Consider the following 25403-nt stretch of genomic DNA (forward strand, 5'->3'; position numbering starts at 1 on the left):
TGTGCACCGTAAGCAGAATAGGGATGAGTAAAACACCATGATCAGCAGCAAACAAAGTGAACGCACCCTGCCGCCGCCGAAATTGCGAGCGGCAGATATCGCCTACGACACGCTGGAAAACCTGATCGTCACGCTGCGGATACAGCCCGGCGCACCTATCGTCGAAGCCGATCTGGTTGAAATGACAGGACATGGACGCACGCCTTTGCGTGAAGCGTTGTTGCGCATGACGTCGAACGGGCTGATCGAGCAGATGCCGCGGCGCGGTCTGGTCGTCAGCGATATCGAGGCTGCCGAACATCTGACCTTGATCGAGACCCGGCGCGTATTGGACCAGTTGATTGCACAAAGCGCCGCGCGCAAGGCTACGCCGCAGCAGCGCAAGGATTTGCTGGCTTGTGCAAAACGGATGGTGGCTGCTGCAAAGAAAGATGACCTTGACGCCTATATGCAAGCCGACCAGGAACTGGATCACGTGATTCACGCCGCTTGCCGCAATGCGTCGGCGGTAGCGGCGGTGACGCCGCTGATCATCAAGTGCCGGCGCTTCTGGTATGCCTTCCAGCATGAAGGCGATATCGTCGAAGGCGCCAAATGCCATATGCAGATGGCTGCTTCGGTTGCCGAAGGCGATCCCAAAGAAGCTGCCAAGGGCGCCGACGCTCTGATTGATTACCTGGAATTGTTTACGCGTAAAGTCATCGAAAATTAAGCAAGCGACAGCAAGGAAAAACATGAGCATTACCGGACAATCACTGATCGGCGCTGCCGGCAGCAATAGCAGCGGCGCTGTATTCCAGGCGGTTGACCCGTCACTGGGAAAAGCAATCGCACCTGATTTTCATACTGCGGATGAAGGTGACATCGAGCGTGCCTGCGCCTTGGCGCAAGCTGCATTCGATACCTATCGCGAAACCAGCCAGGAAATGCGCGCCTGCTTTCTGGAAGCCATTGCGCAACAAATTCTGGACCTGGGCGACGAACTGATTACGCGCGCCATGGCTGAAAGCGGCCTGCCGCGCGCACGCCTGGAAGGCGAGCGCGGCCGTACTGTAGGACAGTTGCGCTTGTTTGCGGCGGTGCTGCGCGAAGGTTCCTGGAACGATGCCCGCATCGACCCGGCCTTGCCTGAACGGCAACCGCTGCCGAGGATCGACCTGCGCCTGCGCAATATTGCGATTGGCCCGGTGGCGGTATTCGGCGCCAGTAATTTCCCGCTGGCGTTTTCGGTCGCCGGCGGTGATACCGCTGCGGCGCTGGCGGCCGGTTGCCCGGTTGTGGTCAAGGCGCATCCGGCGCATCCTGGCACATCGGAGCTGGTCGGACACGCAGTACAAAGGGCGGTCGCCGCCTGCAATTTTCCTGAGGGCGTTTTTTCGCTGTTGACGGGTATCGGCAATGAACTGGGAGTTTCGCTGGTGCAGAATCAGCACATCCAGGCTGTTGGCTTTACCGGTTCACGTCAAGGCGGCCTGGCTTTGATGAAAGTGGCGGCGGCGCGGTCGCAGCCGATTCCGGTGTATGCGGAAATGAGCAGCATCAACCCGACTTACTTGTTGCCTGCTGCGCTGGCGACGCGGGCGGAAACTATTGCACGGAATTTCGTCGATTCGGTCACCATGGGAGCCGGCCAGTTTTGCACCAATCCGGGACTGGTGCTGGGCCTCGCGGGGGCGGATTTTGAGCACTTTGCGCAACTAGCCGGTAAGGAATTGACGCAGCGCGGTGCAGCTACCATGCTTGCGGCAGGGATTCATGCAGCCTATCAGCGTGGCGTGGCGACATTGGCGGCGCAAGCCGGTGTCCGGCAATTAGGGCAGGCCGCGATGGCGGACGGATGCCAGGCGGCACCGGCCTTGTTTGCCGCCAGCGCGGCGACCTTTCTGTCCAATCCAGTGTTGAATGCAGAAGTGTTCGGCCCGGTTTCCTTGCTGGTTGCCTGTGCAAATGAAGCTGAATTAATGCAAGTGACCGAGCATCTGGAAGGACAGCTCACTGCCACCTTGCAAATGGATGAGGCTGACAAGCCTTTGGTGCGTCGCCTGCTGCCGCTGCTGGAGCGCAAGGTTGGCCGTATCCTGGCCAATGGCTTTCCGACCGGCGTCGAAGTGTCGCATGCGATGGTGCATGGCGGCCCGTTTCCGGCCACGTCGGACAGCCGCAGCACCTCGGTGGGTAGTGCTGCGATCTATCGCTTCCTGCGTCCGGTGTCTTACCAGAACCTGGCGCAAGATTTGTTGCCGGAGGCTTTGCAAGATGCTAATCCTCTGGCCATCTGGCAGCGTCGTGACGGTCAATTGACCAGGTAGCGCCTAAAAATCCAGTTCGATTTCTATTTCTTGTCCGGTGCGCAGGATTTCACCTGCGCCTTCCAGCAAAACCGCATTGACGCCAAAGGTGACCGCGCCGTCGACGCGTGGATTGCCGCGGTAAGTCAGCATGATATCCATCGGGTCGGGGCCGAATTTCCCCGTAGCCTGGTCGATCGCCGGCATCGGACAGCGCGTGCATGGTTTGACCGGCTGCAAACGCACTGGTCCAGCCTGGATAAATGCAGCAAAATCTTCTTCAAACGCATCCACGCCGTCGATCACTATGTTTGGACGGAAGCGGTTCATCGGTAATGCGGCGCGTCCTTGCGCCTGTAATTTCTGGTTCAGGTCATCCAGCGAGCCCTGCGATATCAGCAGCACCGGATAGCCATCCGCAAAGCGTGTGGGCGCATCGACATCGAGCGTCCATTTCTTGCTGGCCAGGCGTCTTGCCTCAGGATCAAAGCGCACCAGCCGGCTGGGCTGGCCCACGACTTGAGAGAACCAGGCGGCGGCTGCGTCGCCGCAGTCGTGTGCGCTCAGGCTGCTGTCCCATACGGTCACGTTCATCGATGTGGCTTGCGCTTGCACCAGCGGAGCAGTGGAAATCTCCAACGATGGCATTCCCGGAGCCTGCAGCGTCATGACGTCAGCTTGCAGAGCCGGGACGATCAGCGCCATGACCGGATGGCTGCGTTGCGACAGGAATTGTCCGGCGCGGTCGACAACCATCCACTCACGGTCGTGTACTTCCTGATGACTGAGGCCGGCAGTGGTGATGGTGGCCGCTTGCAGCGAAATGCCGGCGCAGGATTTGATAGGGTAGAGCGTTAGCGTGGTAATCGTGGACATCGGTATTTATTCCTGTGCGGTGGATTCAGCCAGGATGGCGCGCAGCCAATCCTGGAATTCGTTGATCACGCCTTCTTTCGCGGTATCGAAGGGCGATACTGAAAAATAATTGCCGCGCGCCGGTGCGTGGATATCGAACAAGCGCACCACGCGGCCGCTGGCGAGATGGTTGTGCGCCAGGCAGCCGCGCGCCAGCGCAATGCCCTGGTCGGCCGCAGCTGCATCGAGCAAGTGCATGGGATCGTCGTATACCGGCCCGCTTTGCGGCTCGCCATGCTTGACGCCGGCGGTCACGAACCATGGTGCCCAACCGAGCGTATGGGCGAAACGCAGCAAGGGAAATTGCGGCAGATCCTGCGGCGTGATACCCGGATGGGCGGCGGCGAACGCCGGGCTGCATACCGGGAAAATTACTTCCTTGAGCAAGCGCTGGTAGCGGAAACTCTTGTCGCCGGCGCGGCCGTACCAGATGGCGACATCGGCATCGCTGAAATCCAGCTCGCTCAGTTCATGGGTGCTGCGCAGGCTGATGCTGATGTGCGGGTGCTGCCGGTGAAACGCCGCCAGACGCGGCACCAGCCAGGCGCTGGCGAACGATGGCGAGACGCTGACGCGCAGCATTTGCGCAGCATGCTGGCGCGCTACTTTTCCTAGCTGTAAAGCCAGGTCCAGGGCGTGCAGCGCTTGCCGCACTTCCTCGGCCAGCAAGCGGCCGCTATCGGTTAATGTCATCTGCCGGCCATCGCGCTGGAACAGTTTGCGTCCCGTGCGTTGTTCCAGCGCGCGGATCTGATGGCTGATGGCGCTGTGCGTCAGGTTCAGTTCTTCACCGGCGCGGGTGTAGTTGCCCAGCCGGGCGGCAGCTTCGAAAGCGCGCAGGGTCTGGGTTGGCGGCAGGCGTTCAAACATTTTGGGAGGGCTTGATGGCCGTTTTTCGAGTTAATCGGTTAATTCCATTCACATATAAGGATAAAACACTTCGTTGGCATTCGTACAGCTTGCTCACTAGTATTAAGACATTCTGTTCTTATTAGCGACCGACCATGAAACTCGCAACCCGTGTTTTCCTGATATTTTCTTCAGGCTATTTTATTTCCTACCTGGCGCGCGGCATCAATTTGCCGCTCGCGCCCCTGTTGAGCAGCGAACTCGGCCTGTCGCCGGCGCAGCTGGGTTTGCTGACCAGCCTGTATTTCTTTGCTTTTGCCGCTTGCCAGCTGCCCTTGGGGATTTTGCTGGACCGTTTCGGTCCGCGCCGGGTGCTCGCTTGCCTGCTGCTAGTGGCGGCGACTGGCGCTTTGGTGTCGGCGAATGCGCATGGCTTCAGCAGCCTGCTGCTTGGCCGCCTGTTACTGGGGATCGGAACCTCCGCTTGCCTGATGGCGGGGTTGAAGGCGATTGTGGCCTGGTTCCCACATGATCACTTGCCGGTCATGAATGGCGCCATTTATGCGATTGGCGGCTTGGGGGCGGTGGCTACCGGCACGCCGATTGCGTGGGCGCTTGGAGTGACTACCTGGCGCGTGCTGTTTGTTGTGGTGGCGGTGTTGATCGTGTTGATTGTTTTGGCCTTGTTCACTCTGGTGCCGGAGAAGGACGAGAAGCATCCCAAGAGTACGCTCGGGGCGCAGATGCGCGATATTGGCGGGATTTTCAGGAGTGCGGTGTTTTGGCGTACCGCGCCTTTCGTGATGGCTAGCCAGGGGGTGTTTCTTGGCGTGCAGGGTTTATGGGCGGGGCCTTATTTGCGGGATGTGAGCCGATTGCCGGCGGTTGCTGCGGCGAATATCGTGGCGTTGGTGGGCTTGGCGATGGTGTTGGGGGCGGTGGGGTCGGGGTGGTTGGCGCGGCGGTTGCAGCGACGGGGGATTTCTTTGCACACTACGGCGGGGGCAGGGATGTTCTTGTTCATGCTGGCGCAGTTGCTGATTTTGCTGGATGCGCCTTTGCCGGGTTGGCTGTTGTGGGGGATGTATGGGGTGTTTGGGACTTCGGGGGTGTTGTCTTATGCGGCGCTGGTGAGGGAGTTTCCTGCGCATTTGGCTGGCCGGGTTAGTACTGGTTTGACCTTGGCGATCTTTGCTGGTGCTTTTGTTGTGCAGTATGGGTTTGGGTTGTTGCTGAATGCTTGGCCGCATGATGGTGGGGGGTATGCGGCGGTGGCGCATCGGATTTCTTGGATTGTTGCGTTGGTGGTGCAGTTGGTTGCCGGGGTCTGGTTTTGCCGACCATTACGGAGTGCCGTTTCGCGTACCGGCGATCAGTTAGCTTAATAGTCGCGCATATGGGGACGGCTGCGACGCGCGGCCATAGTTAAAAGGGGTCAGAGTTTTTTTCGCAGTTTTTGCGAAAATTACTCTGGCCGAGCGCCTCTGACCCCTTTTAACGGGCCACGGAGTAAGGGCGTTTGTAAATAAAGAATTTGCTGCTCCGTAGATGCAAGCCGGGGGCGGCCCGGCAGCCGCTCACTTTCTTTTGCTTCGCCAAAAGAAAGTAAGCAAAGAAAAGGCGACCGCAAAGCCCTTGCCTTCCCTTCGGTCAGGTCCCCAAAAGAGGCGCGTGCCTGTCGGGTGGGACACAAACTCGCTGCGCTCAAACATGTGTCCCACAATTCCCGACCGCCACGCGCCTCTTTTGGCAAGTTCTCAATGCGGGGCACTTCAAAAGCAAGGTCAACTTCAAAAGCAACTTCAACTTCAAAAGCAACTTCAAAAGCAGCTGCAACTGCAACGTCAAAAGCGACTTCAGCGCAGCATGAAGGACATTGCTGACAAACTGTTCAATATCCTGACGGCGTATTGTACTGACGGTGCGTCGAATTCCAGATTGACGCCATCAATCCGGTTTAGCATCGGTAACTGACAGAACAGATCGGCTAGCGCCGGGCTTTGGGTTTGCAGTTTGCATTTGATTGTCGGTTGCAAGACAAATGGGCGTGCGTCCTTGAGCTTGCTGATTGCTGTTGCTGCGCCGTCTTTTAGCAGCGCTAATGCGTTTTGCGGGGATAGCGAAATGCCGCTGTTGGCGCCTTGGGCGGTTTTGACGCTGACCAGGGTGGCATGTGGAAATAGCGGCTGGTTTTCTGCTACGAAGACGTCGTCGCCGCTGCCGAAAATGACTGGTGCGCCGAATTCTCCGGCTAGTGCGCCGTAGATGCCGGCTTCACCCAGCTCCTGGTTGTTGAGCCAGATGCGGGCAAAGGAAAAACCATTGATCGTGTGGGCCAGGATGCCGCGGCTTTGGGCGCGGCCGTGGTAGCCGACCATCATGACGCCGTCTACGCCGGTTTCAACGCCGCTCATCATGCCCAGCAGGCGCGGCTTGCCGAGGATCTGGCTGGCTGCCGGATGCAGCAGGTCCGGCAGCAGGTTGCGGAAGCCGCCGTGCGAATCGTTCACCAGGATGTCGCTGGCGCCGCCGGCTAGCGCGCCTTCGATGACGGCATTGGCTTCCGCCGTCATCAGACGGCGTGCGCGTTCGTATTCGGGATTGCCGGGACGGACTTGTTCTGGATGGAATACACCGGCGATGCCTTCGATATCAACGGAAATCAGGATTTTCATTGTTGTTGGATTCAGTCTAGATAGTTTGACCAGCCGCCATGTCATATAAGGACTGGCGTTGATGGCCGTCGCGGCCGGTAACTGTTTCTGCAGCAAACAGGGCGTTGACGATAGCTTGCTCGGTGCTGTCGGCGACCGCTTCAAACAGCGGATCAAGCAAGTTGTCTTGCAAGCTTGAAGAATGGCGGACAGGCTCAAGCGGACGGTACGGGACGGTTTGTGCGGTGGAGAACGCCAGCGCCAGGTCGCCGCTGCCATGGCCGTAGATCGATCCTGTCCGCGCCAGACCGATTCCGCAGCGAGTGGCCAGGCGTCCCAACTGGCGTGCGTCGAGCGGCGCATCGGTGGCGATGATCATGATGATCGAACCCATTTCCGGCGTTGCGCTGTCAGGTTTGTTCAGCGCCAGCAATTGCGCGCCAACTCGCTGTCCCGCGAGGGTCAACGCGGGCAGCTTGCCGAAGTTGGCCAGCACCAGCGCGCCAACGCAATATTGCTGACCGCCGATGGTCGCGTAGCGCGACGCGGAGCCGATGCCGCCCTTGAGGTCGAAACTGGACATGCCGCGCCCGGCGCCAACCGCGCCCTGGGAAAATTCTGCCGCGGCGGAATCCAGCGCCTGCCGGTAATGTTCGGCGGTGACGGCCATCGCCTGGATATCGTTCAGATAGCCGTCATTGCATTCGAACACCAGCGGATTGACAGTGGGATCGGTACGGCCGATGCCAGGATTGGCGGCAATGGCGGAGATGATCTGGCCGGTAGCGACTGCGCCGACCGAAAGCGTGTTGGTCAGGGCGATCGGCGTCTCAAGCACGCCCAGCTCTTGTACCTGCACCAGGCCGATGCTTTTACCGAAACCATTGAATACCACTGCGGCTGCCGGCACCTTGTCGCGGAACGGATCGCCGGTATGTGGCCGAATCACCGTCACGCCGGTTTGAATTGAGTCTTGCGCCAAGGTGGCGTGGCCGACAGTGACGCCGGCGACATCGCTGATGGCGTTCAGCGGGCCGGACGGCAGTACGCCGATATGTGGCAAGGTAAGCATCAGCGGCGGTCGATCTTCGGATCCAGGGCGTCGCGCAAGCCGTCGCCGAGGAGGTTGAACGCCAGCACCGTCAGGAAAATCGCCAGGCTGGGGAAAATCGCGATATGCGGCGCCGTCATCATGTCGGAGCGCGCTTCATTGAGCATTGCGCCCCACTCAGGCATCGGCGGTTGCGCACCCATGCCGAGGAAGGACAGGCCGGCGGCGGTGATAATGGACGTGCCGATGCGCATGGTGAAATACACCACGACGCCCGATATCGTGCCCGGGAAAATATGGCGCAAGATAATCGTACGGTCATTGGCCCCGATGCTGCGTACCGCCTCGATGAAAGTCAGATGTTTCAGCGCCAGCGTATTGCCGCGCACCAGCCGGGCGAAAGTGGGGATGCTGAAAATCGCCACTGCAAAAATCACGTTGGTCATGCCGCCGCCGAGAATCGCCACGATGCCGATGGCCAGCAAGATGCCAGGGAAGGCGAACAGCACATCGCAGATGCGCATGATGATGCGGTCGGCCCAGCCTTCGTAATAGCCGGCGATCAAGCCGGCCAGGGTGCCGATCACTGCGCCCACCGCCACCGACGAAAAGCCGGCGGTCAACGAAATCCGCGTACCCATCAGAATGCGGCTGAAAATGTCGCGCCCGAGGGAGTCGACGCCGAACCAGTGCGCCAGCGATGGCCCGGCGTTCAGGGCGTCGTAGTCGAAGTAGTTTTCGGCGTCGTAAGGCACCAGCCAGGGGGCGGCAATCGCGACTACGATCAGGAACAGCACGAAACAGCCGGCGGCGACCGCCAGATGCTGCTTCTTGAATTTACGCCAGAATTCGCTCCAGGGGGTGCGGATGGTATTTGGTAATGGTGCGGCCGCAATCGCCGCGACAGGGTTGATTGGCTTGGTCACGGGCGGCCTCACTTGTAACGGATGCTTGGGTTGATGACGGCGTACAACACGTCAACCACCAGATTGATGAAAATGAATTCCAGCGAGAACAACAGGATCTCTGCCTGGATGATTGGGTAATCGCGCATTTCGACGGCGTCGATCAGCAGCCGTCCCATGCCGGGCCAGTTGAATACTTTTTCCACCAGGATGGAACCGCCCAGCAGGAAGCCGAACTGCAGGCCCATCATGGTCACCACCGGGATCAGCGAATTGCGCAGGCAATGCTTGAGCACCACGACGGTTTCCGACAGGCCCTTGGCGCGCGCTGTGCGGACAAAATCTTCATGCAGGATTTCCACGAAGGAGGAGCGGGTGAAGCGCGCCATCACCGCAGCCACCGCAGCGCCCAGCGCCAGCGACGGCAGTATATAGTGACGCCAGCTGTCGGCGCCGATTGTCGGCAGCCAGCCGAGCTTGACCGAGAACAGTTCCATCAGCAGCATCCCCAGTGCGAACGAAGGAAAGGAAATGCCCGACACTGCCAACGTCATGCCGAGACGATCCGGCCATTGGTTGCGCCACACGGCGGAAACAATGCCGATGATCAGGCCGAACAACACTGCCCACACCATGCTGGTGACGGTGAGCCAGAAAGTGGGCCAGAAGCGTTCGGCGATTTCGGTGCTGACCGGGCGCTTGCTGCGCAGAGAGGTGCCGAGATCGCCGCGCAGGGCTTTACTGAAATAGTTGACGAATTGCTCCGGCAGTGGCCTGTCAAGGCCAAGATCCTTGCGAATCATCTCTACGGTTTGCTGGTCGGCCTCAGGGCCGGCAACCAGTCTTGCCGGATCGCCCGGCAGCAAATGGACAAACAAAAATACCACCACCGCGACGATCAGCAAGGTTGGTATCAGGCCCATCAGGCGTTTTAATACGTAAGGAAACATGGCGTGCTCTGGTTGACTGCTGTATTGCAACGGGATGCAGGCCGGGCCATGTTGGCCCAACCTGCGGGTAATGCCTGAAACGTGTTTACTTCAATTCAATTTCATCAAAATTGAACGAACCGTCTGGCATGACATACATGCCCTTCAGATTCTTGCTGCGTGCGTACAACAGTTTTTCAGTCACCAGGAAAGCCCATGGCGCGTCTTTCCAGATTTCCGACTGTGCATCTTTGTAGAGCACGGTCTTTTCTGCGCGGTCGGTGGTAGTCAAGGCCTTGGCGATATCGGCATCGACCTTCTCGTTCTTGTAATAAGCAGTGTTGAACAACTTCGGTGGGAACGATTCCGATGCCAGCAATGGACGCAGGCCCCAGTCAGCTTCTCCAGTCGAGGACGACCAGCCGGTGTAGTACATGCGTACCGGCGCGTTGGCAGGAACCGGCGCGCTTTCGACTTTCTCTACGCGGGTACCGGCTTCCAGCGCCATGACCTTGGCCTTGATGCCGACCTGCGCCAGTTGCTGTTGCACGAACTGGATGATTTTTTGCGCCGTGGTGTGGTTGTAGGCCGACCACAATTCGGTTTCGAAGCCGTTCGGATAGCCGGCTTCCGCCAGCAGTTGCTTGGCTTTCTTCGGGTCGTAAGGCCAAGGGCCGGTCTTCAGCGCGTAATCGACGCCTTGCGGCAACACGCCGTCCTGTGGCATGGCATAGCCGGAGAAGGCCACCTTGATCAATGCATCCTTGTTGATTGCGTAGTTGATCGCCTGCCGTACTTTCGGATTGTCGAACGGCTTTTGTAGCGTGTTCATCGAGATGTAGCGCTGTACGATTGAAGGCGAAGTGATCAGATCCAGATTCGGTTTGCTCTTCAGCAGTTCGGCTTGTTCGTAAGGCAGCGGGAAGGCGAATTGCGCTTCGCCGGTTTGCATCACTGCGCTGCGGGTGTTGTTGTCGATTACCGGTTTCCAGGTAATGCTGTCGACCTTCGGATAGCCCTTTTTCCAGTAGCCATCGAACTTGACGACCTTCATGTAGTCGGTTTGCTTCCATTCCACAAACTTGAACGGGCCGGTGCCGACCGGATGGAAGCCGATATCCTTGTTGCCGTATTGCTTGAGCGCCGCCGGCGAAATCATTGCGGCGGAAGAGTGCGCCAGGGTATTGATGAACGGCGAGAATGGCTCTTTCAACGTAATCTTGACTTCATAGTCGTTGACGATATCGACTTTGGAAATCCGGTTGAACAGGTTGATGCGCTTCAGTTTGTTGTCCGGATTGATCACCCGTTCCAGGTTGACCTTGACTGCGTCTGCCTTGAAATCGGTACCATCCTGGAATTTGACGCCCTTGCGCAGGCGGATGGTATACACCAGGCCGTCTTTGCTGACTTCATAGCCGTCGGCCAGTACGTTGACCACTTTCAAGTCTTTATCGAAACCGAACAAGCCCTGGTAGAAGGACTTGATCGCTGCTTGCGACAAAGTGTCGTTGCTGTCGTAAGGATCGAGTGTGGTAAAGGTCGAGGCGACCGCGAGCGTGACGTCTTTGGCGGCAAAGGCGTGACTGGCTGCAAATTGTGTAGTCAGTACAACGGCGGTACTGGCTAGTATCTTGCCGAATTGTCGAGTAGTGCGCATGTGTTACTCCTTCTAAAGGTTGGCTCTAAAACCTACTGCGCGGCCCGCTACGGTTTTAGAACCATCCGGTTGGTGGATGGGTAAACAATACAAAATCTAATGAAAACAAAGGTTGAAACAAAAGTACGATCAAAAAGAAGCGGAAATCCGATGAGTTGCTACAAAGTGTCCCGGCCCGACCTGCTTGAGCGGTTCGACTATCGGCAAATCGCCGACATCGCGAATCGGGCTTGGAATTTCTTCCGTTTGCATCTCGCGCTGGCGATGGCGCTGGTTGGGATCAGCCACCGGCACCGCCGCCATCAGCTTGCGCGTGTAGGGATGCTGTGGATTTTCAAAGATCGCGCGGCGCGGGCCGATTTCGACGATCTGTCCCAGATACATGACTGCCACCCGGTGACTGATGCGTTCGACCACCGCCATGTCATGCGAGATGAAGATGAAGGAGATTCCCATTTCACGCTGCAGATCGAGCATCAGGTTGACGATTTGCGCCTGGATCGACACATCTAGCGCCGATACCGATTCATCGGCGATGACGATCTTCGGATTCAGCGCCAGCGCACGGGCGATGCAAATCCGCTGGCGCTGGCCGCCGGAAAATTCGTGCGGATAGCGCTGCGCGTGTTCTGGCAGCAGGCCGACTCTGGTCAGCAAGGAGGCGACTTTTTCCTGCGCGCCTTCCGCCATGCCGTGCACCAGCAACGGTTCCATGATGGAATAGCCGACCGTCAGGCGCGGATCGAGCGAGGCAAACGGATCCTGGAAAATGAACTGGATCTCGCGCCGCAGCGAGCGCAATTCCGAGCGCGGCAGCGTGGCCAGATCGCGGCCGCCGAACTCGACGCTGCCGCTGGTGATGTCAACCAGGCGTAGCAGGGAGCGGCCGGTAGTCGACTTGCCGCAGCCGGATTCTCCGACCAGCGCCAGCGTCTCGCCGGGATACAGGTCGAAACTGATTTGTTCTACCGCATGCACCCGTTGCTTGACTCTGCTGAAGATGCCGCTTTTGACGTCGAAACGGGTAGTCAGCTTGCGTACTTTCAGCAGCGGTTGCTGCTGCGGATCGCTGCCCGGAATGCTGCGGATGATTTTCGCTTCGGCCGCCATTTCCGACGTGACGGCTGCACCGGCGATGGCAATCCGCTCCGGCATGTCGGTGCCATGCATCGCACCAAGGCGCGGTACGGCAGCGAGCAAAGCCTGGGTATAGGGGTGTTGCGGCGTTTCAAAGATTGCATGGACGGTGTTTTCCTCGACCTTTTCGCCGCGGCACATCACCACTACGCGGTCGGCGATTTCGGCCACCACACCCATATCGTGGGTGATGAAGATCACCGCCATCTGCATTTCGTCTTGCAACGCACGGATCAGTTGCAGGATCTGCGCCTGTATCGTCACATCCAGTGCGGTAGTCGGTTCGTCGGCGATCAGCAAAGACGGCTTGCAGGACAGCGCCATGGCGATCATCACGCGCTGGCGCATACCTCCGGAAAGCTGGTGCGGATGGCGGTCAAGAATACGGCGCGCTTCCGGGATGCGGACTACTTCCAGCATGCGCAAAGCTTCGGCGCGTGCCTCTGCCACGCTCTTGCCCTGATGCAGGCGAATCGATTCAGCGATCTGTTCGCCGACCGTGAAGACCGGGTTGAGCGAGGTCATCGGCTCCTGGAAGATCATGGCGATTTCCGAACCGCGGATGCGGCGCATGGTGTTCTGGTCCGCGTTGGCCAGGTCGACTGTGCTGCCGTCGCGCCGCTGGAAATTCATGCTGGCGCCCGAGATGCGGCCGCCGCCATAGTCGATCAGGCGCATGATGGCTTGCGACGAGACCGATTTTCCGGAACCGGATTCGCCGACGATCGCCAGCGTTTCTCCGGCATCGATATGGAAGGACAGGTTGCGCACCGCTTCCACCTTGCGTTCCGAGGTGGTAAAGCCGACGCTCATTTGTTCTACCGTCAGCACCCGGCGGCCAGTTTGCATGTTCATATAATCGCTTTCAGTCGCTTGCGTACTACTTGTAAATCGCCGTCACCGGCGCAGCGCCAACCCTGGCGTAGCCGCGGTACATGCCTTCGGTGTTGAAGGGCAGCGCTACATTGCCCTGGGCGTCGATGGCGATCAGGCCGCCGCGGCCTTTGTAGCGTGGCAGCAGATCCATCACGACCTGTTGCGCCGCGTCTTGCAGAGACAGGCCCGCATATTCCATGCGCGCTGAAATGTCATAGGCAGCCACTGTACGCATGAAGGCTTCGCCGGTGCCGGTGGTGGAAATCGCCGCGGTGCGGTTGTTGGCGTAGCAGCCGGCGCCAATCAGCGGCGAGTCACCGACGCGGCCGACGCGTTTGTTGGTGATGCCGCCGGTCGAAGTGGCGGCCGCCAGGTTGCCGTGCATGTCAACGGCGACAGCGCCGACCGTACCGAATTTGTCATCCGGATCGATAGGGGCGATTTCAGCCGCAGGGAGCTTGCCGGCAGCCTGGCTGGTGGCGTCGTGATCCAGCAGCAACATGCCTTCCTGGTCACGCGCGCGCAGCCATTGCGCATGCCGTGCTTCGGTATGAAAATAATCTGCTTCTACCAGTTCAGCGCCATGCCGGGAGACGAAATCTTCAGCGCCGGCGCCGACCAGGAAAATATGTTCGCTGTGCTCCATCACGGTACGCGCAGCCAGAATCGGATTGCGCACATGCGCCACATTGGCGATCGCACCGGCAGCCAGCGTGGCGCCATCCATGATCGCCGCATCCAGTTCGTGCGTACCGGCATGCGTATATACAGCGCCTTTACCGGCGTTGAACAAGGGGCAATCCTCTAGCATGCTGACGGCCTTGGAGACCGCATCTAGCGCACTGCCGCCGTCCGCAAGGATTTTTTGGCCGGCGCTGAGAATCTCTGTCAGGGCGTCATGGTAAGCGCGCTCTTGCTCGGTATTCATGGCGCTGCGCAAGATGGTGCCGGCGCCGCCGTGGATGGCGATGGTGGCGATGTTGTTTGATGTGGACACGTTATTTCACTTTCACTGCTGGTTTGTTGGTGACGGCTTTGCTGCTCTTGCCTTTGTTCTTGGCCTTCGGTTGCCCGCTGCCATCCGCGTGGTATAGCCAGGGCAATACGGCTTCGGTCATTTTTGATGCGGCATGCACCGACCGATTGGCGCGATGCGCGACCGCATCGCACACCCCCTGGATCAACGCAAGGGAGGCGGCATCGGAAGTTGGCGACAGTTGACGCTCGGTCTGTGCGTACAGGGTGACATCCGCCAGCGGCACCAGCGGCGAGGTGGGGCTGTCGGTAAACGCCAGCACTTGCGCGGCGCGTTCTTTTGCGCGCGTCGCCAGGGTCACGGTATCGGTGACATAACGAGGAAAAGCTAAGGCGATCACGAGGTCGCGCTGGTCGAGTTTGAAGAACTGGCGGCTGGCTTGCGAGGGGCCGCCGGGACCGGCCACCGATTGAACCGTGCGGCAAAACGGTTCCAGCGCATGCGCCATGATGCCGGCCAAAAATGCGCTAGCGCCGAAGCCAAGGATAAAGATGCGCTCCGCATTCAGGATCATGCTGACCGCCTGGTCGCATTGCGCTGGCGCGAGTGCGCGCTTGGTGGCTTCCAGGTTGTGCATGTCGACGCTGAGCGCCGCAGCGATGATTTCAGCGCTGGTGGCGGGGCGCTGCACCTGGTCGCGCAGTTTTTCAACCGGCGCTAGCGAAGAGGCGAAATCCAGTACCAGCGCGGCGCGGAATGCGGGATAGCCATCGAAGTCCAGCGCGTGGGCGAAACGGTTGGCGGTCGCCAGCGAGACGCCGACCACGTCGGCCAGTTCGTCGATGGTCATGGTAGCGGCGCGAAACACATTCGCGAGGACGTAGTCAGCCGTCTTGCGGTGTGCTTTTGATAATTCCGGATAGGCTTTGCCTATGCGTGCGGCAACCGCACTTTCGCGTTGCCATGCTGTGACTGCGGCGTGTTGCACTGTCTGTCCCCGGTGAATATTTATTTTAATTTCTGTAAATATATTTTCATTTTCATCGCAAGTAAAGGAAATTTATTTTCTTTTTTGAGATGTGTATTTTGTGCCATCAATTGTGTGCGGAAGTGGTGCGCGGATGTTGCGTAGATGGCGATGGAATGCGGCTCTGCACCATTTTTACCTAGAAAATGTCCGCATTGGTGCGAGCGGATTTGTCTGAAAATGACGGCAAGATGTACTTAAGTGTATTCTGCTGGGCAGACACAAGGCGAGCTTCCCGGCGCCGCCATAACGAATAAAAATCGCGGAGAAAAGAATGAATGAAAAAGCAGAGAATTTGAGCCGCAGTCTGATACGCAACTTCAATGCCGCAACACTCAAGCACGATGTGCGAGAGCCTTTATATGATGCGCTGAGTGCGCGCCTGGCGACGGATACCGCAGCGCAAAAACTGGGCGCAAGCATCGATATCGTCGCCCCGGGCAAGATCTCCTGCCCTTATCATTTTCATTATGCGCAGGAGGAGATGTTTATCATTCTTGAAGGCAGCGGCACGCTAAGAGTCGCGGGAGAAATGCTGCCGCTGGTCAGCGGCGACATTATTTTTATTCCTCCCGGTCCGGAGTATCCGCACCAGATAGTGAATACCTCGGACCAGCCGCTGAAGTATCTCTCGATCAGCACCAAGGAACAGCCGGAGGTCTGCGAATATCCTGACTCAGGTAAATTCCTGGCGATGGCAGCTGCCGGTGGCGAGCGGGTGTTTGATGTAATCCAGCGCGCTGAAAACGATCTGGATTACTGGGATGGTGAGCCTTAAAAATAATCCTGGCCGGATCAGGCAGCGGCGTTGCTGTTCTGGTCCAGGCCGACATCGCTGTTGGCCGCATTGTAGATTTCCAGGTCCAGCAAACCTTCTTCCTTCGCCACCAACACCGGCACCAGCATCTGACCGGTGACATTGGTCATGGTGCGCATCATGTCGAGAATGCGGTCGATCGCCACCAGATAGCCGATGCCCTCCAGTGGCAAACCGGCCGAGCTCAACACCAGCGTCACCATCACGATCGCCGTGCCGGGAACGCCGGCGGTGCCAAACGAGCCAAGCACTGACGCCAGCATGATGACGAAGTATTGCGACATGTCCAGATGCAGGCCGAAGTACTGTGCGACGAAAATCGAGGCAATCGCCGGATAGATTGCGCCACATCCGTCCATTTTGATGCTGGCGCCCAGCGGCACTGCAAACGCCGCGTATTCCTGCTTCACGCCAAGGTTATGCACCACGCTGCGCAGGGCGATAGGCATCGAAGCAAAGCTGGATGAGCTGGTGAAGGCTACCTGCATGGCTGGAAATGCGCCGCGGAAAAAGCGGATCGGGTTCAGGCGATGCGTGAGCAGCAGCCCGCCGTACACCACCACGATGTGCAGCGCGCAAGCCAGGTACAGCGTGAATACGAAATTCCCCAGCGGCAGCAGGCGCTCGAAGCCGTAGGAGCCGACCAGTGCGGCGATCAGGCCGAAGGTGCCGAGCGGCGTCATCTCCAGTACAAAGCGCGTGATCTGGATCATGGCGCTGCTGGCTTCACCCATCAGCTCACGGACTTGCTTGACCTTGTCGCCCAGCTTGACGAGCGCCATGCCGAGCAGCGCGGCGAAGAAAATCACTTGCAGGATCTTGCCTTCGGAAAGCGCCTTGAACGGATTCGACGGCACCACGTCCAGCAACACCTGGATCGGGGTGGGTACTTCGCGCACGGTGTAATCGGCGGCGGCTACCAGCTGGCCCAGGTTCTGGCCGGGATTGGTGAAGTTAGCCACCAACAGGCCGACGCCGACCGCCAGCACCGCCGTGATGGCAAACCACAAGAAGGTCTTGCCGCCCAGCGCCGCGACGCTCTTCATGCCATGCAGGCTGGAGATGCTGTTGGTGACGGCAAAGAACACCAGCGGCACGGCGATCATCTTGATCAGCGTGACATACAGTTTGCCGAGCGGTCCAAACCAGGTTTCGGCCGGTGCGCCGACTAGCCAGCCGGCCAGTGCGCCGAGCACGAAGCCGCCGAGCACTCGTTGCCAAAATGGAATGCGGAACCAGAGAGAGAAAATATTCATAGAGTAATCAGGGGAAGATTGAAACGGTGCGTTGCGTTATGACAGCGCAATAACGCAATAACGCGAAAGATAAGAATGCTTGCTACGGCATGCCTGGAAACGGCACATACGCCGAACGACCGGGAAGTATCGGCGCTGACTGCGCTTACGTCCAATATTTTTTTGCTCTATTCATATATCTGTTTGTTTTATTGATATTTATTTTATACAAACAATAATACTTTTTAGCCGAAGCATACTGAATAAACCGGTGGCATGCTGCTGGAAATGGTGCGCCAGCTGTCCCCGGCATTTTCCGACAACCAGACGCCGCCGGTGGTGGACGCCATCAACAGGGTGCAGCCATCGTCCGCTACCGCTAAGCCGTGGCGATAGACAAGGTCGTAGCAATCTTGCTGTGGCAGGCCGGTGCGCAAGGCGGTGAAAGTTTTGCCGCCATCGGTGGTGCGGCTGACGGTCAGGGCAGCATCCGTCGGAATCCGCGTCTGGTCGGCCAGTGCCGGTGCAAACCAGGCGGTATTGCCATCGGTCGGATGGACGGCAACCGCGAAACCGAAATTCGACAAAGGCGCAGCGCTGACTTCATGCCAGTCGGCGCCGAAATTACCAGAGCGCCAGATGCCGTTGTGGTGCTGGCACCAGAGCTGGTCTGGCGTCCCCGTCGCGCCGACGATACGGTGCGGATCTTGCACGTTCTGCTCGTCGCCGCGCTCCGGCGGCATGTAGCTGGCGTGCATGCCCTTGGCGCTCAAGGCCCAGCTGCTGCCGCCATCATGCGTGACCCAGGCACCGCCGCAAGAGATACCGACCAGCACATGGCGGCTGTCGCGCGGATCGACGCAGATGCTGTGTATGCCGGGGACATCATAGCCGCCGCCGAACCATTCGCTGCGCTCAGGGGCGTTCCACAAGGATTGCACAAGACTCCATGATTCACCGCGATCGGTGGAGCGGAATAAGCCGCCCGGTAAAGTACCGGCCCAGATGACGCCGGGTTCGTCGGTGCCGCCGTAAGCCATCGACCAGATGAATTTTACGGTCCAGTCAACCGGATCGGCGGAGTTTTCAGGCTTGAGCGGATAGGCTGGCGCGGTAATTTCAACCCAGTGCTCAGCCCCGGCATCCTTGCGATGCAGCTTGACGCCGAAATGGCCGAGATTGAGTGCGGCGTAGACCGCGCCATCGCGCGGATCCGCCAATACCATGGAAACCGGCTCGCCGAGAAAGGCTACCGGGCCGATGGTCCAGCGCTCGTTGCGCTTCAGCAGTTCAAATAATCCTTTACGGCTTGCGATCCAGGCCCGTTCAGTCATGATTAACCTCCAGAGAGAGCTTGCAGGACATGTACCTTGCTATGCGCCGTCAACGGCGCGTCCAGCCGCACATGGTCGCGCACGGTATGGCCGTCGATGAAGATGGCGACATTCGGCCGCAGGCAGCCTTGCTCGTCGAGCAGATAGGCACGCAGTCGCGGGTTGGCCGCGAACGCGGTTTCCAGGCCGGCGCGCAAGGTGAGGGCGTCGGTATGGATTTCCGGCGCGGCGGTAAAGCGCGCCAGTTGCGGAGTGAAAATCAGGGTCGCCATCATATCGCCAAAAGTCGTCATGGCTGTCCGGCCCCGGGGGTGCGGCCATGTTGCCGTTAAATCACTATAGATGGATCCGGGATTTTTGCCATGCCTGTGTGATAACTCCTGCTTATCAACAAAGGCATTGCCGGATTTTCACTATAATGACCGACAACCTGATCTTCGTCATCGTCCGCATTGAAAACAGCGCGCCAGTCCCTTTACCAACGTTTCGCCGAACAGATCAAGACTTCGGTGCAGAACGGCGTGCTGCGTCCCGGCGACCGCCTCAGTTCGGTACGGCAGGCTAGCCAGCAACACGGCCTGAGCATCACGACGGTGGTGCGCGCTTATGAACTGCTGGAGAGCAGCGGACTGGTCGAAAGCCATCCGCAGTCGGGTTACTTTGTGCGGGCGCAGTTTGCCGCGACGGCCTTGCCGGTTTCGCCGGCCGAGCCCGGCCGATCCATGCCGCTGCCGGTGTCGGCCGAAGTCGACGTCAGCCGCCATGTACTGGCGACACTGAAATCGATACATCAGTATGACGCGATTCCGCTGGGCTCGCCTTATCCCGATCCGTCGCTGTTTCCTGCGCGCCGTATCAGCCAGTACAACGGCGCCATCCTGCGTAGCGGCGGCCCGCTGGGAGTGCTGGATGATTTGCCACCCGGGCATCCGGACCTGATCCGGCAGATTGTCCGGCGTCACCTGGAAACCGGACTGGTGGTTAGTCCGGATGATGTGGTGGTTACGGTAGGTGCGACCGAAGCCATCAACCTGTGTCTGCAGGCGGTGGCCAAGGCCGGCGACACCATCGCGGTGGAATCGCCGACTTTTTACGCGATGCTGCATGCGATCGAGCGGCTTGGCATGCGCGCCATCGAAGTGCCGACCGACCCACGGCTGGGAATGGATGTCGCAGCACTAAGTACCATCATGCAGTCGCAGCCGGTGGCAGCCTGCATGGTGATGCCGAATTTCCAGAATCCGCTGGGTTTTGAAATGCCGGAGGACAGCAAGCGCCAACTGGTCGAGCTGGGTGCGCGCTACAACATGCCGATCATCGAAAACGGCGTCTGCAACGAACTCTACTTTGGCACAGCGCATCCGAGCGTGCTGAAGGCCTACGACAAGCGCGGCATGGTGCTGTACTGTTCTTCGTTTTCCAAGAGCCTGACTTCGGCCTACCGTATCGGCTGGACTTTGCCGGGACGTTATCGGGCGCAAGTCGAGAAGCTGAAATTTCTCAATACGCTCAGCACCTCGACCTTGCCGCAACGGGCGATTGCGGCTTACCTCATGGCAGGCGGCTACGACCGCCACTTGCGCCGGGTGCGCCGCACATTGCAGCAGCGTTGCGACATCATGAGCGCATTCGTCGGGCGATTTTTCCCCGCCGGGACGCGCATCACGCGACCCGGCGGCGGCTATGTATTGTGGATAGAATTGCCGCCGGCGATCGACTCCATGGCCTTGTACCGGCAGGCGCTGGCGGAGGGGATTACGATTGCCCCGGGCCGGTTGTTTTCGACATCGGATGCCTATCGCAGCTTCATTCGCCTGAATTACAGCTACAGCTGGACGCCGCACATCGAGCAGGCATTGCGGCGGCTGGGGGAGATGCTGGCGGCCATGCTCGATTGACCGTCGTCGACGTCAAACCATTCAAGCCATGTCAGCGCTCTGGCTTTCATCCAGGGCATCGAAAATCGCCATGCCATAGGGCGTCAAGGCGGCGCGGCCGGTGCCATCATCATTGTTGACCACGCTGACAATCCGGGCATCGTCCAGCGCGGTCAGATGGCGCAGCAAGGTGCTCATGCGCAGCTCTGTGCGTTTGCTCAGCTTGGCCAGCGACAGGCCGGGTTCGCCGCGATGATTATCTTCATCGACGGAATCGGCATGCAGTGCGGACAATATGACCAGCACTGCGTCGTCGATTTCATTTTCCAGGATCATCATCGAATCAAACCGCCATATCACGCTGCCATTTGCATTGAACGGCGCAGCAGCACAGGGATCGACTTGGAGGTCGGCGTGCGCGCCTTGTCGGCGAAGCTGTTGAGCGGTACCAGCGGATTGGTTTCCGGATAGTAGCTGCTGATGCAGCCGCGTGGAATGTCGTATTCAACCAGCAGAAAGCGGTCGGCACGGCGCTCTATGCCATCTTCCCAGACGCCGATCAGGTCGATCCAGTCGCCTGCCTTGAACCCCAGCATGGCGATATCCAGCGGATTGGCGAACACCACCCGGCGCTGGCCGAAGACGCCGCGATAACGGTCGTCGAGACCGTAGATGGTGGTGTTGTACTGGTCGTGCGAGCGGGTGGTCATCAGGATCATCAGTTCCGGACCATGCTTGCGGCGCGCCCGGTGAATCGGCGTGTCCCTGGGGATGGCGATGGTCTTGAACTGAGCCCGGCCGCTGGCGGTTTTCCAGACCCGTTCACGGGAAGCGACACCCAGATGGAAACCGCCAGGCTTGGCGATGCGGGCGTTGTAATCCTTGAAGGCGTCGTACACTTTTTCAATGTCGTCGCGGATCAGGGCATAGTTCTTGACGTACTCCATCCACTGGATACGGCTCTCCTTGAGCGTGGCGTGGGCCAGTCGCGCAACGATGTCGATCTCCGACAAACAGGTCTTGGCCACAGGCTTGTTGATGCCGTAAGAGATGTGCACCATGCTCATCGAATCTTCGACCGTCACGCCTTGCGCGCCGGTTTCCTGCATATCGATTTCGGTGCGGCCCATGGTCGGTAAGATCAATGCATCCTTGCCGTGGATCAGATGGCTGCGGTTCAACTTGGTGGTGATGTGCACGGTCAGCGCACAAGATTGCAGCGCTTCCCAGGTACGCGGCGTGTCCGGCGTAGCCATGGCGAAATTGCCTCCGAGCCCGATGAAGACCTTGACCTGGCCTTGCAGCATCGCTTCAATCGTGCCGACCACATCCAGGCCGTGTTCGCGCGGCGGCTTGAATCCGTAGACTTTTTCGATACGGTCGAGAAAAGCAGCTGTCGGCTTTTCATCAATGCCGACGGTACGGTCGCCCTGTACATTCGAATGGCCTCGCACCGGACACAAGCCCGCGCCTGGGCGGCCGATATTACCGCGCAAGAGCATCAGGTTGGAGACCATCTGGATGGTGTCGACGCCATGCTTGTGTTGGGTCAGGCCCATGCCCCAGGTGGCGATGACGTTCTTGCCGCGCACATAGAGTTGCGTCAACTTCTCGATATCGTCGCGCTCGACGCCGGATTCGGTGACGATGTCGTCCCAGCTTTCGGCGCGTATGTCAGCTGCGAATTCGTCAAAGTAAGCGGTGTGTTCAGCGATGAACTGCACGTCGATCACGCGCTCGCTCTTGTCTTGCAGTGCCTGATCGTCGAGTTCAAGCACGCGTTTGATGACGCCCTTGACCAGGGCCAGGTCGCCGCACAAGGTAGGGCGAATAAACATGTTGCTGATGGCGGTGCCGGAGCGCGATAGCATGTCTGACGGATGCTGCGGGCTGGAGAAACGTTCCAGGCCGCGCTCGCGCAGCGGGTTGATGGAGACGATGGTCGCGCCGCGCTTGGCGCATTCGCGCAGTTCGCCCATCATGCGCGGATGATTGGTGGCCGGATTCTGGCCGAAGATCAGGAAGGTATCGGCCAGGTCGAAATCGTCCAGCGTCACCGTGCCTTTGCCGACGCCCACGGTCTCCGGCAGGCCGACGCTGGTCGGTTCGTGGCACATGTTGGAGCAGTCGGGGAAATTGTTGGTGCCGTACTCGCGCACGAACAATTGATACAGGAACGCAGCCTCGTTGCTGGTGCGGCCCGAGGTATAGAACGAGGCCTGGTTGGGATCTTCCAGCGCGTTGAGATGATCCGCCATCAGAGTGAACGCGTCCGGCCACGAGATCGGCTGGTACTTGTCGCTGGCGGCGTGATACACCATCGGTTCGGTCAGGCGGCCGTGTTCTTCCAGTTCGTAGTCCGATTGCGACAGGAGCGAAGCGACGCTGTTTTGCGCAAAAAAATCTGCCGTGACGCGTTTGGAGGTGGCTTCCGCCGCCACCGCCTTGACGCCGTTTTCGCAGAATTCGAAGGTCGATGCGTGGTCGCGGTCCGGCCAGGCGCAGCCGGGACAATCGAAACCGTCCGGCTGGTTTTGCGCCAGCAGGGTGCGAATGCCGCCGCCCGGCACTTTTTCCTTCAACAGGTGTAGCGCCACATATTTCAGGGCGCCCCAGCCGCCGGCCGGCTGGTTGTATTGCTCAATCTTTTCGGTGCTCAATTTTGGTCCTTGTTCCGGGCGCAGGCGTCCGCCACGCGAAACGTTGTTTGCGCACAATGCGCAGGGTCAGGTGGAGTGTAGTGGGCGCGCGTTTATCGCTGTATGTACAGTCAGCGCGGTAGATTTAAAGCACAGTTACATATTTAATTATAACTGTGCTTTTTTGTTTGTTTAGAGGAAAAACCTGCTCAGTGAGCAGTGTTACTAGCCGGGATTTGTGAATATCACATTCAGGAATTGCGGCTATTCGATTGCCTGAAAAACTGGCAGCGCCGGAGCGTGGCTAAATAGCCTGGATATTTCTTCAAGCCGGAAAGTAATCAGTGGCAGCGCTGCTTTAACCCTGCCTGACATTATGTTGGTGTTTGCTTGCGCACTCATTTATGACCGCCGCCATGACCACCATTTCCACCACTATGATCGTCGTGGTCGCCGCCATGCCCACCGTGGCGCCCGTCGCCACCGCCGAGATAAAGCGGATTGGGAGCGACATAGGCGACCACTTTGTGGTCAAGCATACCGGCTGGCGCGGTCTGGTTTAAGTAGAATCTTTCAAGAAATTCCTCGCCATCAAAATTCCAGGCAAATGCTTTGTCACCGACAACGAATTTAATGATTTCGCCACCGGTGACGTTTACGTATGCAGTGTCAGGAGTAATAACGATGGTCCGTGTGGCTGCCGTCACCGGTGCCGGATCGCCCAAAAGATCAAGTCTGGGCGTTGATGAGCATGCTGCGCACAGTACGACTGTGAAAACGGTTGAGATAAGCAGTTTGGCGTTCATGGCTCCTCCTGAAACAGGTGTGGCCGGATAGCAACAGATGCGTGTCAAACCACATGTAATTAGAGTGCGCCGTGCTTAGGTTTGTTCACTGCTGGCCAAGAGTTAAGGAGGGGGCCGGACAAGTATCCATATGCCAGATTTACTGTAGCAGGACTGCTGCGGAGGAAAAAGAAACGGCGCTCCAGGAGCGCCGCGGTTTTGATGCGAATAACGAAGCAATATGGCGATATATATGGCGATATATATGGCGGCAATGCCGCCGTTTGTTCAGACGTTAATGTTTAGACGTTAAACAGGAAATTCAAAACGTCGCCATCCTTGACCACGTATTCTTTGCCTTCAGCGCGCATCTTGCCGGCTTCCTTGGCTCCTTGCTCGCCCTTGTGGCTAATGAAGTCTTCATAGGCGATGGTCTGGGCACGGATGAAACCGCGTTCAAAGTCGGTATGGATCACGCCAGCCGCTTGCGGGCCGGTATCGCCGACATGGATGGTCCATGCGCGGACTTCCTTGACCCCAGCCGTGAAGTAAGTTTGCAGGCCAAGCAGCTTGAAGGCGGCGCGGATCAAACGGTCCAGACCAGGTTCTTCCATGCCCATGTCAGCCAGGAATTCATGCTTGTCGGCTTCGTCCAGATCGGCGATTTCCGATTCGATGGCGGCGCAGATGGCGACGATCGGCGCATTTTGCGAAGCGGCGTAGGCGGTCAGCTGGTCCAGCAGCGGATTGTTGGTGAAGCCATGGTCGGAGACGTTGGCGACATACATTGCCGGTTTTGCTGTGATCAGGCAAAGCGGCTTGATCAGCGCCATTTCTTCAGCGTCGAGGCCGCAGGCGCGCACCGGCTTGGCCTGGTCCAGTTCCGGCATCAGGCGTTCCAGCAGGGCGACCAGTTTGGCGGCGTCCTTGTCGCCGGAGCGGGCTTTCTTGTTTTCGCGATGGATGGCTTTTTCAACCGTACCCATGTCGGCCAGCGCCAGTTCGGTCTGGATCACTTCGATGTCGTCCAGCGGATTGATCTTGCCGGCGACGTGGATCACATTGTCATCTTCAAAGCAGCGCACCACGTTGACGATAGCGTCGGTTTCGCGAATGTGCGCGAGGAACTGGTTGCCCAGGCCTTCGCCTTTGGAGGCGCCTGCCACCAGACCGGCGATGTCGACGAACTCAACGGTCGCTGGCAGGATGCGTTCCGGTTTGACGATCTCGGCTAACGCCTTCAGGCGCGGATCGGGCACCTCAACCATGCCTACGTTCGGCTCGATGGTGCAGAAAGGATAGTTTTCTGCCGGAATGCCCGCTTTAGTCAGGGCATTGAAGAGGGTAGATTTGCCGACGTTGGGTAGGCCGACGATGCCGCATTTGAGACTCATGATATGGACTTTAGTGAGTGAATTATTGGAACTAACCCGCTATTTTACCGGAAGC

General features: G+C 58.6%; 22 protein-coding genes. 5 read left to right on the top strand and 17 right to left on the bottom strand.

Annotated features, from left to right (window positions below):
* Positions 1-37 precede the first annotated feature (37 nt).
* Together LT85_RS03210 and LT85_RS03215 are read left to right on the top strand one after the other, a co-directional pair.
* Positions 38-712, top strand: a complete 675-nt coding sequence (locus tag LT85_RS03210; protein ID WP_052134608.1) for a GntR family transcriptional regulator — start codon at positions 38-40, stop codon at positions 710-712.
* Between the two features lie 22 nt (positions 713-734).
* The gene (locus LT85_RS03215; protein ID WP_038485186.1) at positions 735-2309 is read left to right on the top strand and encodes an aldehyde dehydrogenase (NADP(+)); all 1575 of its coding nucleotides are present in this window, start codon (positions 735-737) and stop codon (positions 2307-2309) included.
* Between the two features lie 3 nt (positions 2310-2312).
* On the opposite strand, the gene LT85_RS03220 is transcribed toward LT85_RS03215, so the two are convergent.
* The gene (locus LT85_RS03220) at positions 2313-3164 is read right to left on the bottom strand and encodes an MOSC domain-containing protein (protein ID WP_038485189.1); all 852 of its coding nucleotides are present in this window, start codon (positions 3162-3164) and stop codon (positions 2313-2315) included.
* A 6-nt stretch (positions 3165-3170) separates the two neighbouring features.
* The gene (gene gcvA, locus LT85_RS03225) at positions 3171-4073 is read right to left on the bottom strand and encodes a transcriptional regulator GcvA (RefSeq protein ID WP_038485194.1); all 903 of its coding nucleotides are present in this window, start codon (positions 4071-4073) and stop codon (positions 3171-3173) included.
* A 134-nt stretch (positions 4074-4207) separates the two neighbouring features.
* Here gcvA and LT85_RS03230 point away from each other — a divergent pair, with 134 nt between their 5' ends.
* Positions 4208-5437 carry an MFS transporter gene (locus tag LT85_RS03230; RefSeq protein ID WP_038485197.1) on the top strand — a complete coding sequence of 410 codons (1230 nt, stop codon included), beginning with the start codon at positions 4208-4210 and terminating at the stop codon, positions 5435-5437.
* Positions 5438-5908: 471 nt separating this feature from the next.
* Here the strand turns inward: LT85_RS03230 and LT85_RS03235 are convergent, their stop codons facing one another.
* The 8 genes from LT85_RS03235 to LT85_RS03270 form a co-directional block, all read right to left on the bottom strand.
* Complete coding sequence (locus tag LT85_RS03235; protein WP_038485202.1) at positions 5909-6727, bottom strand: M55 family metallopeptidase; 819 nt, start codon at positions 6725-6727, stop codon at positions 5909-5911.
* A gap of 16 nt (positions 6728-6743) precedes the next feature.
* Complete coding sequence (locus LT85_RS03240) at positions 6744-7778, bottom strand: DmpA family aminopeptidase (protein WP_081991987.1); 1035 nt, start codon at positions 7776-7778, stop codon at positions 6744-6746.
* Positions 7778-8683 (bottom strand): glutathione ABC transporter permease GsiD, encoded by a 906-nt coding sequence (gene gsiD, locus LT85_RS03245; protein ID WP_038494924.1) that lies wholly within the window; start codon positions 8681-8683, stop codon positions 7778-7780. Before gsiD ends, LT85_RS03240 begins: the two co-directional genes overlap by 1 nt.
* Positions 8684-8691: 8 nt before the next feature.
* Complete coding sequence (gsiC, locus tag LT85_RS03250; protein WP_038485208.1) at positions 8692-9612, bottom strand: glutathione ABC transporter permease GsiC; 921 nt, start codon at positions 9610-9612, stop codon at positions 8692-8694.
* Positions 9613-9697: 85 nt separating this feature from the next.
* The gene (gsiB, locus tag LT85_RS03255; protein WP_038485211.1) at positions 9698-11251 is read right to left on the bottom strand and encodes a glutathione ABC transporter substrate-binding protein GsiB; all 1554 of its coding nucleotides are present in this window, start codon (positions 11249-11251) and stop codon (positions 9698-9700) included.
* Positions 11252-11380: 129 nt separating this feature from the next.
* Positions 11381-13237 carry a dipeptide ABC transporter ATP-binding protein gene (locus LT85_RS03260; RefSeq protein ID WP_038494927.1) on the bottom strand — a complete coding sequence of 619 codons (1857 nt, stop codon included), beginning with the start codon at positions 13235-13237 and terminating at the stop codon, positions 11381-11383.
* 31 nt (positions 13238-13268) lie between these two features.
* On the bottom strand, positions 13269-14261 hold the full coding sequence (locus tag LT85_RS03265; RefSeq protein ID WP_038485214.1) for an isoaspartyl peptidase/L-asparaginase family protein: 993 nt from the start codon (positions 14259-14261) through the stop codon (positions 13269-13271).
* Position 14262: 1 nt separating this feature from the next.
* The gene (locus tag LT85_RS03270; protein WP_038485217.1) at positions 14263-15228 is read right to left on the bottom strand and encodes a MurR/RpiR family transcriptional regulator; all 966 of its coding nucleotides are present in this window, start codon (positions 15226-15228) and stop codon (positions 14263-14265) included.
* A 313-nt stretch (positions 15229-15541) separates the two neighbouring features.
* On the opposite strand from LT85_RS03270, the gene LT85_RS03275 reads away from it, so the two are divergent.
* Positions 15542-16045, top strand: coding sequence for a cupin domain-containing protein (locus LT85_RS03275; protein ID WP_038485220.1), 504 nt, complete (start codon positions 15542-15544; stop codon positions 16043-16045).
* A 17-nt stretch (positions 16046-16062) separates the two neighbouring features.
* On the opposite strand, the gene LT85_RS03280 is transcribed toward LT85_RS03275, so the two are convergent.
* The 3 genes from LT85_RS03280 to LT85_RS03290 form a co-directional block, all read right to left on the bottom strand.
* Positions 16063-17340 (bottom strand): dicarboxylate/amino acid:cation symporter, encoded by a 1278-nt coding sequence (locus LT85_RS03280; RefSeq protein ID WP_038485224.1) that lies wholly within the window; start codon positions 17338-17340, stop codon positions 16063-16065.
* A gap of 224 nt (positions 17341-17564) precedes the next feature.
* Positions 17565-18653 carry a WD40/YVTN/BNR-like repeat-containing protein gene (locus tag LT85_RS03285; protein ID WP_038485227.1) on the bottom strand — a complete coding sequence of 363 codons (1089 nt, stop codon included), beginning with the start codon at positions 18651-18653 and terminating at the stop codon, positions 17565-17567.
* Between the two features lie 2 nt (positions 18654-18655).
* Positions 18656-18925 (bottom strand): MoaD/ThiS family protein, encoded by a 270-nt coding sequence (locus LT85_RS03290; RefSeq protein WP_038494930.1) that lies wholly within the window; start codon positions 18923-18925, stop codon positions 18656-18658.
* A gap of 180 nt (positions 18926-19105) precedes the next feature.
* Between LT85_RS03290 and LT85_RS03295 the strand changes: the two genes are divergently transcribed.
* Positions 19106-20551 (top strand): PLP-dependent aminotransferase family protein, encoded by a 1446-nt coding sequence (locus LT85_RS03295; protein WP_038485230.1) that lies wholly within the window; start codon positions 19106-19108, stop codon positions 20549-20551.
* Positions 20552-20572: 21 nt separating this feature from the next.
* Here LT85_RS03295 and LT85_RS03300 read toward each other — a convergent pair whose 3' ends face one another.
* From LT85_RS03300 to ychF, 4 genes are all read right to left on the bottom strand, one after another.
* A complete protein-coding gene (locus tag LT85_RS03300; protein ID WP_216595041.1) occupies positions 20573-20869 on the bottom strand; it encodes a transcriptional regulator in 297 nt (98 codons plus the stop codon).
* A 17-nt stretch (positions 20870-20886) separates the two neighbouring features.
* Complete coding sequence (locus tag LT85_RS03305) at positions 20887-23190, bottom strand: FdhF/YdeP family oxidoreductase (RefSeq protein WP_038485233.1); 2304 nt, start codon at positions 23188-23190, stop codon at positions 20887-20889.
* A 377-nt stretch (positions 23191-23567) separates the two neighbouring features.
* Complete coding sequence (locus LT85_RS25790) at positions 23568-23975, bottom strand: CzcE family metal-binding protein (protein ID WP_081991990.1); 408 nt, start codon at positions 23973-23975, stop codon at positions 23568-23570.
* A 281-nt stretch (positions 23976-24256) separates the two neighbouring features.
* Positions 24257-25348, bottom strand: a complete 1092-nt coding sequence (gene ychF / locus LT85_RS03310) for a redox-regulated ATPase YchF (protein ID WP_038485236.1) — start codon at positions 25346-25348, stop codon at positions 24257-24259.
* Positions 25349-25403 lie beyond the last annotated feature (55 nt).

It is taken from the genome of Collimonas arenae, from assembly GCF_000786695.1.
Taxonomy (GTDB): Bacteria; Pseudomonadota; Gammaproteobacteria; order Burkholderiales; family Burkholderiaceae_D; genus Collimonas; species Collimonas arenae_A.